The sequence below is a fragment of the Mesorhizobium sp. M7A.T.Ca.US.000.02.2.1 genome (assembly GCF_003996995.1).
In the GTDB taxonomy this organism is placed as follows: domain Bacteria; phylum Pseudomonadota; class Alphaproteobacteria; order Rhizobiales; family Rhizobiaceae; genus Mesorhizobium.
This window is the reverse complement of record NZ_RZTT01000014.1, coordinates 21,201-31,016: the sequence shown is the minus strand read 5'-3', so window position 1 is coordinate 31,016 and position 9,816 is coordinate 21,201. Positions and strand designations below refer to the sequence as shown.

Here is a 9,816-nt window from a genome sequence, read left to right as displayed (position 1 = left end):
GTTCCGGATAGATGGGGTTGCGGTCCGGACGACCGTGGCAACCCAGGCATGCCGGAACGTCGCGCTCCGGGATGCCGCGTCGCGCGATCTCATCGGCACGCGCGATCCGGGCACGGTCCGGTTGCGTCGACGTTGCAGGCGCAGGCAGCGCGGAAAAATGCCGCGCGAGATCGGCGAGGAGTGCAGGGTCGACAGCGGTGACAGAAATTCCCATGACACCGCTCTGGCGGTGGCCAGCAGCGTAGGCTCTCAAACTTTCAAGAAGATAGGTTTCGCGCTGAGAGGCCAAGACGGGCGTTGCGGGGCTCCGGCCGAGCCCGTCCGTGCCGTGGCAGCGGGTACAGTCGGCGAGTGCGCGTTCGAGGCCTTGTGTTTGGCCAGTCGACGGTTCGCTACTGCCATAAGCAAGGTCGCGCCACCGCGCCTCGTCCATCGTCGGCAGTTCGCGCAGGAAGGCGACCATCGCCCAGACTTCATCGTCGCGCTGCTGCGTCGGCCAGGCCGGCATGCCGGTGAAGCGCACGCCGTGCTGGACGATGCGGAAGAGTTCGGCGTCCGTCCATTCGCCGACCTTGCCGGCAAGGTCCGGCGGCTGCGGCAGCATCGCAAGGACGGCGGGCGACCGCGGTTCGCCGGGCGCACCGTGGCAGATGGCGCAGCCGCGCGCGAAATGGCCGGCAGCCGGCTGAATAGCGTAGCGCGGCAGCTCGTCCGGCACCTTGACCGTGAGTGCGTATGTCCGCACGGCCGAGCGCATCGCGAAGTGCAGGAACCATTCGGTCACCTTCCAGTGGCCGGTCGAGGCACCAACGTTGAAGAAGCCGATCCAGGTCGCGAAAAGCACCGCGGCCGGCAAGATCGCCAAGCCTATCGCCAAGTGTTTCCAGTTGACGTGCATCAGCCGGCCAGCCTCTCGGTTTTGCCGCTCAGGAGCCTGGCAAGCAGGAAGACGCCTCCGGCGAGGTAAACGGCAGCGCCGATCATCAACATGATGATGCCGCCGAGCGCCTGGTCCTGTCCCGCCCCGAGCACGAGGCCGAAGCACGTCACTTCGCCGAGGCCATAGAGCGGTCGCGAGGCGAGCGAGAGCAGCGCGCCAAGCAACGTCATGTGGATGGAGGTCAGGAGCAACGCGAAGGCGCCGGCAGCGTCCATAGCCGGCGCATTGGCATTGCGCGGCGCCATGCACGTCAGCCACAGGAACAGCCCGGCGCCAAGGAAGGACACCTGCTCGATCATGGTGGCGATGGTCGATGTCTCGGCCCACTGGCGCGCAGCCGGCGCATGCCAGCCCCAGACGACAATCAGTTCGACGAGAGAGGCGATAAGGGGAGCGGCGGTGGCCACGGAGCGTATCGGCCTGGCAATACCGATTGCGATCAGCGGCGCCGCGATCGCGACGACGCCCATGTGGGCAAGCATGTGGGCCGCGAACGAGCCACGCCACGCATCGAGCAGCGGTCCCGCCCAGACCAGCGCGAGGGTGACGAAGCCCAGCAACAGGCTTGCCGTCCTCATGAGGAGCATCCGTCGATGAAGAGCAGCGGCAGCGCCACGTAGAGCACGGCGACGAAGCTCAGGCCGCAAAGCAGTAGCGTGGCAAACCCCTGGAAGAGGTTGCGGTCCGTCGCTGTGGGATCGTCGTGCGGCGGGTCGTTCGTGCCGAAGCCCCACTGCCTCCAGGCGAGCCACCCGGACAAGACGATCATCGCGAGTGCCGCCAGCGTCATAGCCACTATGCCAGCCTGGACGACAGCGAAACCGAGGTCACCGCGCTTGGCACACCAGATTGCGGCCAGTGCATAACAGGCGAGGAAATGTCCCGCCCAGATCACGGGCGCGGTGAAGAGCGTCCAGAGCGTTTCGACCTCTTTGGGAATGATGCGCATCACCGTCTCACATCGCTTCCGGGAAAAGACCTATGACGGCGAAGGTGATGACAGCGGTGATCGCCATAAAGTGCCAGTAGAGCGCGACGTTGTGCAGTTCCATGTCGTGCTCCCGCGTCAGGCGGCCGGCGAGGCTGCGCGCAAGGCAATAGAGCTGCATGACGGATCCGACTGCGGCATGAGCAAGCGCCCAGATGACGAGAATCCAGACGATCGCCGGATAGACATGCGCGGTCGGCTGCATGTCATGCTGCCAGGGTCCGGCAAAACCGGCTGCAGAGGCAGCAAGCGTCAGCAGAAACGCGGCAACAAGCGCAAGGCGTGCGCCGTCGATCCACCCGCTTGCGTTCAGTCGGCGCGCGCCAAGCATCGCGGCCCATGCGGCTACGAAGAGAGACAGCGCGATCATCGGCCACCGCATACCGGGACCCGGCTGCCCCAGAGTGAAGTCGGGATGGATGGTCCAGTAGAAAAAATAGCCGAAGATGAGGCTGGCGAAGGCAGTTCCGTCGCCAACCATTGTAATGAACATCGCCCACCAGCCAACAGAATCCGGACCGGAGGCATAGAGCGGCAAGCGCAATCCAAGGCCGACATCCTTGGTCTTCTTTTCCGGGGTTTCGCCGGTGCCGGTCCAGAGCCACCACAGAACGGCAGAGAGCGTGCCGATGCCCGACAATAGGGCGAGGATCCAGAGTTCGAAGGTGAGCGCGACGAAGACGCCGCCGAGCAATGCGGCCGAGATTATTGTGATCGTGGTTGATGTCGCCACGCGCTGGCACTGTAGCGGATGGGCGTCGAGCACCGAGGTGATGAGCGTCTCGCGGCGATTCTCCTTGGCACTGCGAAGATAATAGGCGCCCTCATTGACCTTTTGCATCAGATCCGCCTGGTCCCAAAGCGGATACCGGCTCTCGATGATCGGAATGGATCGAACGCCCCAGTTCTCCTCGGGCTCGTTCAGCCATTCGAGCGTGCCCGCCTTCCACGGATTCTGCTCGCTGCGGGGTTCGCGATGCTTCGGCCGTACAACATCGAAGACAACCACCAGCACCCCTGCCGCGAAAACATAGGCGCCGATCGTGGAGATGAGATTCAGCCAGTCCCAACCGATCCCCTCGGGGTAGGTGAAGACGCGGCGCGGCATCCCGCGCAGGCCGCTGAGATGCATCGGAAAGAACGCGACGTTGAAGCCGGCAAACATCAGCCAGAAGGCGGTGCGCCCGAGACGGGGCGAGAGCATCCGCGCATTGATCAGCGGGTAATAATAGTAAACGCCGGCGACCAGCGGGAACAGCATTCCACCGATCAGCACGTAATGCAGATGTGCGACGATAAAATAGGTATCGTGCGCCTGCCAGTCGAACGGCACGAGCGCGACCATCACGCCGGTCAGCCCGCCGATGACGAAGATAGCGAGCCCGCCGGCGCCGAACAGCATCGGCACCGAGAAGATGACACGTCCGGCCAGCATGGTGGCGATGAAGACGAAGATCTGCACGCCGGTTGGAATCGCGACCGCTTCCGAGGCGGCCGAGAAGAATGCCAGCGAGATCTGCGGCAGGCCGGTAGCGAACATGTGGTGGACCCAGAGGCCGAACGATAGGAAGCCGGTGCCGACAGCGGCAAGCACGATCCAGGAGTAGCCGACGATCGGACGTTGCGAAAAGGTTGGCACGATCATCGCCATCAGCGCGATGGCGGGCAAGAAGATGATGTATACCTCGGGGTGCCCGAAGATCCAGAACAGGTGTTGCCACAGCAGTGGGTCGCCGCCCCGCGTCGGGTCGAAGAACGGCCAGTCGAACATGCGTTGCATCTCAAACAAGATGTCGCCGGCGATCAGCGGCGGAAAAGCGAAGAGGATCATGCCCGCGACGATCAGCAGGTACCAGGCGAACAGTGGCATTAGGTTGATGCGCATGCCCGGTGCGCGGCACTTCATGATACCAACTATGAGTTCGACCGCCGCAGCAATGGAGGCGACTTCGATAAAGGAGAGGCCCAGCAGCCAGATGTCGGCACCAATGCCGGAATATGCCTTGTCAGTGGCAAGAGGCGGATACATGAACCAGCCTGAAGAGGGAGCGGCGTCGAAGAAGATCGAACCGCAAACGAAGACACCGCCGATCAGAAAGCTCCAGAAGCCGAAGGCGCCGAGACGGGGAAATGGCAGTTCACGCGCACCGAGCATCGGCGGCAGCAGAAAGATCGCGACGGCCTCGAAAATAGGCACGGCAAACAGGAACATCATCACGGTGCCATGCAGCGTAAAGGCCTGGTTATAGAAGTCGGCAGAGAGGAAATTGTTTCCCGGAACCGCGAGTTGCGTGCGCACAAGAAGCGCCAGTACGCCGCCAAACAGCATGAAGGCAAAGGCCGCACCCCCGTACCAGAGGCCAACCTGCGTATTGTTGACCGAAGTCCAGTAACGCCAGCCGATCGGCGTCTTCCAGACGAGGCGCAGCTGTTCTTCCTCGATCTTCTCTGCGGAGGGCAAGGCGTTTCGCTTGATGCGGGCTTTGAGGGTTGTCATTCGAGCCCCTTCAGCCAGGAGGCGATTTCGGCGATGTCCTGTTGGGGCAGCATGTTGAAGTCGGGCATCTTCGAACCCGGCTTGATCAAATGCGGATGGGCGATGAAGCTACGAACGGCCTCATCGTCGGTGGTCAAAACGCCGGCACCAATCGTTCCCCGCGAACCCATATGCGAGAGATCCGGGCCGACACCACCCTCAGCTTGTGTGCCCGCAACGCGGTGGCACGCGCCGCAGCCGTTGCGAAGGAATATGTCGCGTCCGGGCAAGGATGCGCCGGGCGAAGGGTTCGCCCGCACAGCCAGCCATTCCCGGAAGGCAGCGGGCTGCATGGCGACGGCCGTGAAGGTCATCAGCGCGTGCGAGGTCCCGCAATATTCCGCGCAAGGGCCGCGGTAGGTGCCAGGTTTGGTCGCCAGCAACGAGAGCCGATTCACGCGACCCGGGATCATGTCCATCTTGCCACCGAGCGCGGGAATCCAGAAGGAATGGATGACGTCGGTGCTTTTCAGCAAGAACTCGACGCGCTCGCCAACCGGCAGCCTGATCTCGTTGGCGGAAAGAATAGGAACTCCGCCGTCAGCCGGGTGGTAGGCGACCCGCCACCAGAATTGCTCACCGGTCACTTCGATCCTGAGACCATTGGCTTCGCCGGCTCGTGCGAAAGGTCTCAGTCCAGGCATCAACCAAAGCGCATAGCCTAGCAAGAGAAAGAGGAGTAGCGAAGGAATGGCTGCCCCGCCCCAGAAAATCAGCCGGCTTGCAACACGCTCGTCTATGGGAGTGCGCTCATGACGTGTCGCGTGGGCCAGAAGACCGATGACCGTCAGCCAGATAAAACCGCCAGCAATGGCCATGAGCCAGAAAAGGTCAGCGATCTGGCGCGCTTCCTCTCCGGCCGGATCAAGCGCCGACTGGGCTCCCGAGCAGCTGGAACAGGTTCCCAAGCATAACCACAGCGCGAGCCAGCGCACCGCAGCGAGTTTCGTAATCCGGGCGCTTGTGCTTGGAACTGTTGACGAATCTATCCCTCCGATCGATGCCCTTGCTCACAAACGCGCCCGCAACCGAGTGGTTGCGCCAAAACTTCAGTTTAACGGCAATGGCCAGTGCTCATGCAATCTGTGCGCCGGTTTCGTCATTTGTCGCGCCGGTAGGCTTCGATACCGGCGATCCTTTGTACGTCTCAGCAGGCAGCCACCCTATTTTAAGGTTCACCAACTATCGGGACCAATCGAGCGATTTCTTGCACTTTGCGGCGTTCGACGGCGTGCCCAAGCCGTCTCGAAAAGTACCGTCTCCGCTCCAACCTGCGAGCAGGCGACCGAGCATTGGTGTTGGTGAAACGTGGGCGCGCACCGAAGAGTTGTCGCCGAGCCGCCCGTCGATCTCGAACATCTCGATCAGGAACCCGCGCCTCCGGCGCGGTTGCAACGCCGGTCCTGTAAATGTCCGCAACGCCAGGGCGGGCGGCTCAGCCATCGTCCCTGGCGACCAGTAGAAAAGGTTCGCGCTCCGGCGTCGTCACCGAAAAGCCCGAAGGGCCCACCGCGCTGAAAAAGCGATGGAACATGTCGATGAAGACACGCACGAAGAGTGGCTTTGCCGAACCGTACATGTCGGCGACGATCAGCGTCGGTGGCGGCAGTTCATCGAGGATTGGTCTTCGAACGATCTCCTCGCCATCGGCGGTGGCGCGACCGATCGGCCGCATGTTGAGGACGGCCATGCCGAAGCCGGATGCAACGGCCGAGCGCACCGTTTCGTAGGAGCGCGTGCGAAAGCGCACCTCCGGCCGTTTCGCCAGCACGTCGAACAGGGTCAGGAGATAGGTCGCCGTGTGCGGCAGGTCGAGCAGCACCAGCGGCCGTGCCGCCAGTTCCGCCAGCCAGATGCCGTCGCGCGCGGCAAGGGGATCGTCCGCATTGAGCACGGCATGCGCCGGTACCTTGCAGATGCGGGTGACGCTGTCGATACCGATTGGACCGATGTCGTAGAGAATGGCCAGATCGATCTGGCCGGCGACAAGCCGTTCCTGCAACTGGACCTGGTCGGCCTCGACAAGGTCGATCTCGACATCGCCGACGTTGTCGAGGTAGCTGCGCAGCATCTCCGGCATGAACAGCGCGCCGAACGGCTCGAAGCAGCCGATGCGCAGGACCTTCGGCACGCGCCCGTTGAGGTCTCCGATCGACCGGTTGAACTCCGTTTCCGCCGCCAGCATGATGCGGGCGGCGGCGACGAAGCGTTGGCCGGCCGGCGTGATGGAGACGCCGCGCGCCGGCCGCCTGTCGAAAATGCGCGCCCCCATCCCGGCCTCGGCCAGAGTGATCGCCGCGAGGATGGAGGATTGCGAGATGTAGAGCGATCTGGAGGCCGCCAGCACGCTGCCAAGGCGGGCGACTTCGCAGACATAGCGCAACTGCCGAATGGTCAGATTCATGGCTCTTTGTTACATTAAATAGCGAATATTCCCCACAACAATACATTTTATGGTGATGAAAAAACCCGCCAGATTGCCCGGGCTGACAAGGCTGCCGGAAGAGCGGCCATGAAGTGAGGGGTTCGAACTGCATGCCGAATGGGCTGTCTCCCATTGCCGACGCCGATGATCTGTGCCGCCTGGCTGCTGCGGAGCTTAGCGCCGCCTACCGCGCTGGATCGCTGTCGCCCGTCGAGGTGACGCTGGCGGCGCTGGATCGCGCCGAAGCGATCAATCCGCTTTTCAACGCCTTCACCATGATCGACCGCAAGGGTGCGATCGAGGCCGCAGGTGCTTCCGAGAAGCGATGGCGGGCAGGCGAGCCGCTGTCGGCGGCCGACGGCATACCGACGACGCTGAAGGACATCGTCTGGGTCGAGGGCTGGAGCGTGCGTTACGGCAGCAGGACGACGACTTCCGCCGCCTATGACAAGGATGCCCCCGCCGTTGCCCTGCTGCGCAGAGCCGGCGCCATCTTCATCGGACAGACGACGACGCCCGAATTCGGCTGGAAGGCGATTACCGACAGCGGCCTCTGCGGCATCACGCGCAATCCCTGGAATGCGCAAAAGACCCCCGGCGGTTCCTCCGGCGGAGCGGCGGTGGCCGCCGCCACCGGCGCCGGCGTCTTCCATCTCGGTACCGATGGCGGCGGCTCGATCCGCATTCCGGCCTCGTTCACCGGCATCGCCGGATTGAAGCCGACCTTCGGCCGCGTGCCCGCCTATCCGTCCAGCGCGTTCGGAACCGTCGCCCATATCGGACCGATGGCGCGGACAGCACTCGATCTTTCCGTCATGGCCGGCGCCATGTCCGGCCGCGATATCAGCGACTGGCAGCAAGGCGTGGGAACGCTGGCGCCGCTTGGCCGGATCGAAGAAGTTTTGCGGGGCGCCCGGATCGGCTACTGGTCGAAGCCGCCTTCAGGAGCGCTGGATTCCGGGATCGCCGCCGTCGTCTCCCACGCCTTGACGTGTTTCGACGCCTACGGCGCAACGGTCGAGCCGATTGATCTTCCCGGTGGCGATCTCCTCGATCTGTTCCAGCATCACTGGTTCACCGGCGCCGCGGCGCGGCTGGCGCTGGTTCCGCCGAGCAAACGGGCGGGCATCGATCCGGGCTTCCTGGAGATCGCGCAGGCTGGGGCGGCGTTCGACATCCATACGCTCGTCGCCGCACAGTTGGAGCGCGCCGAATTCGGCGCCGCCATGGACCGGCTGCTAGACGACTATGATTTCATCGTTTCGCCGGGGACATCGATTCCAGCTTTCGACGTTGGCCTTGAAGTGCCTCTGGGCAGCGGCCTCTCGCGATGGATCGAATGGGCGGCGTTCAGCTACCCGATCAATCTCAGCCAGCAACCGGCCTGCGTCATCCCTTGCGGCATGACCGAGGCGGGCCTGCCCGTCGGCTTTCAGATCATCGGCGCGCGCGGCGACGATGCCCGCGTGCTCTCGGCGGCAGCCGACCTGGAAGCCGCTTTCGTGCCCATGACCCACGCGTTTCGCCAGAAAGATCTGGTGTGAAAGATTTCGCATGAAGAAAAGACTCTAACCAACGCCAAAAAGGGGAACTTTGCCATGATGAACAGACGTGCAATGCTGCAGGGCGCGGTCGGCGCGGGTGCGGCCGGTGCCGCGCTTCTTGCCGATATGAACACTGCGGCGATCGCCCAGGACACCAAGCCCATTCCGGTCGGCTCGGCCCTGCCGATGTCCGGCATCGCCGCCGCCGACGGCATCGAGTTCAAGAACGGTCTCGAACTTGCCGCCGAGGAGATCAATGCGGCGGGCGGCATTCTCGGCCGGCCTGTCGAGATCCACATCGAAGACACCAAGGAAATGGGCGCCGACCTCGTCAGCCAGTCGATGCAGCGCCTGATCGACCGCTTCGAGGCGCCCGTCATCATCAATGGCTACAATCTCGGCACCAACATGATCGAGATGGACGTCGCCGCCGACAACGACGTCATCATGATGCACTACAACACGCTGATTTCGCACAATGAGAAGTTCAAGACCGACCCTGCCCGCTATTACAGCTCCTTCCAGGGCGATCCGCCGGAGTTCTGGTATGGACCGGGCTGCCTGAACTTCCTCAAGACGCTTGCCGCGGACGGCAAATGGAAGGCGCCCAACAAGAAGATCGCCATCATCCCGTCTGCCAACGAATATTCGATCGTCATCGCCAACGCGATCCGCGACAAGGCCGCCGAATACGGCTTCGAGGTTAGTCTGTTCGAGACCGTTCCGTTCCCGACCAACCAATGGGGACCGACGCTGGCGAAACTCCGCCGGGACCCGCCGGCGGCGATCCTGGTCACGCACTTCCTGCCGCAGGACCTGGCGCAGTTCATGGTCCAGTTCCTCGCCGAGCCGATCAACAGCCTGATCTACATGCAGTACGGACCATCGCTGCCGGCTTTCCGCGAGATCGGCGGCGAGGCGGTCAACGGCGTCGTCTATTCGACGGTGATCGGCTGCCTGCCGGACGATTTCTCCAAGCCGTTCCGCGAGAGCTACCGGGCCAAATTCGGTCCGAACTCGGCCTACATCACGGGATCGCAGACCTATGACGGCCTGTGGATGTGGGCGCTTGCCGCGGCAATCGCCGGTGGTCCAGGCGAACCGATGGACAAGGCGCAGACCACCAAGGTGGCCAATGCGATGAAGCGCCTGGTCTATCGCGGGGTCAACGGCACCTACCGGGCCGATCCGGCCGGCCAATCGGCCTTCTGCTATCCTACGCAGGTGGCCGATCCGTCGCTTGGCATGCCGCACCAGTTCCTGCAGCATCAGGATTACAAAACCGATCCGAAGCTGATCGCGCCGGTGCTCTATGCCACGGACAGCTTCATCCTGCCGCCATGGGTCAAGTGACCGGACGCGGAAATGAAACCAACGACACCG

At 63.2% G+C, this 9,816-nt stretch carries 8 protein-coding genes; 2 read left to right on the top strand and 6 right to left on the bottom strand.

Annotated elements, in window-relative coordinates; all coding sequences use genetic code 11:
* The 6 genes from EOD15_RS02910 to EOD15_RS02885 form a co-directional block, all read right to left on the bottom strand.
* On the bottom strand, window positions 1–865 hold an 865-nt coding region (locus EOD15_RS02910; protein WP_245463553.1), incomplete at its 3' end, for a c-type cytochrome.
* Between the two features lie 32 nt (window positions 866–897).
* Window positions 898–1,518, bottom strand: a complete 621-nt coding sequence (locus EOD15_RS02905; RefSeq protein WP_245463552.1) for a cytochrome c oxidase assembly protein — start codon at window positions 1,516–1,518, stop codon at window positions 898–900.
* Window positions 1,515–1,889, bottom strand: a complete 375-nt coding sequence (locus tag EOD15_RS02900; protein WP_127294296.1) for a hypothetical protein — start codon at window positions 1,887–1,889, stop codon at window positions 1,515–1,517. Before EOD15_RS02900 ends, EOD15_RS02905 begins: the two co-directional genes overlap by 4 nt.
* A 7-nt stretch (window positions 1,890–1,896) precedes the next feature.
* Window positions 1,897–4,425, bottom strand: a complete 2,529-nt coding sequence (gene ctaD / locus EOD15_RS02895; RefSeq protein ID WP_127317781.1) for a cytochrome c oxidase subunit I — start codon at window positions 4,423–4,425, stop codon at window positions 1,897–1,899.
* Window positions 4,422–5,399, bottom strand: a complete 978-nt coding sequence (gene coxB / locus EOD15_RS02890; RefSeq protein ID WP_245463551.1) for a cytochrome c oxidase subunit II — start codon at window positions 5,397–5,399, stop codon at window positions 4,422–4,424. Before coxB ends, ctaD begins: the two co-directional genes overlap by 4 nt.
* 500 nt (window positions 5,400–5,899) lie before the next feature.
* On the bottom strand, window positions 5,900–6,868 hold the full coding sequence (locus EOD15_RS02885; protein ID WP_127317779.1) for a LysR family transcriptional regulator: 969 nt from the start codon (window positions 6,866–6,868) through the stop codon (window positions 5,900–5,902).
* 131 nt (window positions 6,869–6,999) lie between these two features.
* Between EOD15_RS02885 and EOD15_RS02880 the strand changes: the two genes are divergently transcribed.
* Together EOD15_RS02880 and EOD15_RS02875 are read left to right on the top strand one after the other, a co-directional pair.
* Window positions 7,000–8,433, top strand: coding sequence for an amidase (locus EOD15_RS02880; RefSeq protein ID WP_127317777.1), 1,434 nt, complete (start codon window positions 7,000–7,002; stop codon window positions 8,431–8,433).
* Between the two features lie 54 nt (window positions 8,434–8,487).
* On the top strand, window positions 8,488–9,786 hold the full coding sequence (locus EOD15_RS02875; RefSeq protein ID WP_127408274.1) for an ABC transporter substrate-binding protein: 1,299 nt from the start codon (window positions 8,488–8,490) through the stop codon (window positions 9,784–9,786).
* Window positions 9,787–9,816 lie beyond the last annotated feature (30 nt).

Bases quoted from the DNA above. Each gene is read 5' to 3' on its own strand.
- EOD15_RS02885 (WP_127317779.1), bottom strand. From the start codon at position 6,868: ATGAATCTGACCATTCGGCAGTTGCGCTATGTCTGCGAAGTCGCCCGC.
- EOD15_RS02875 (WP_127408274.1), top strand. From the start codon at position 8,488: ATGATGAACAGACGTGCAATGCTGCAGGGCGCGGTCGGCGCGGGTGCG.
- EOD15_RS02905 (WP_245463552.1), bottom strand. From the start codon at position 1,518: ATGAGGACGGCAAGCCTGTTGCTGGGCTTCGTCACCCTCGCGCTGGTC.
- EOD15_RS02900 (WP_127294296.1), bottom strand. From the start codon at position 1,889: ATGCGCATCATTCCCAAAGAGGTCGAAACGCTCTGGACGCTCTTCACC.
- ctaD (WP_127317781.1), bottom strand. From the start codon at position 4,425: ATGACAACCCTCAAAGCCCGCATCAAGCGAAACGCCTTGCCCTCCGCA.
- EOD15_RS02880 (WP_127317777.1), top strand. From the start codon at position 7,000: ATGCCGAATGGGCTGTCTCCCATTGCCGACGCCGATGATCTGTGCCGC.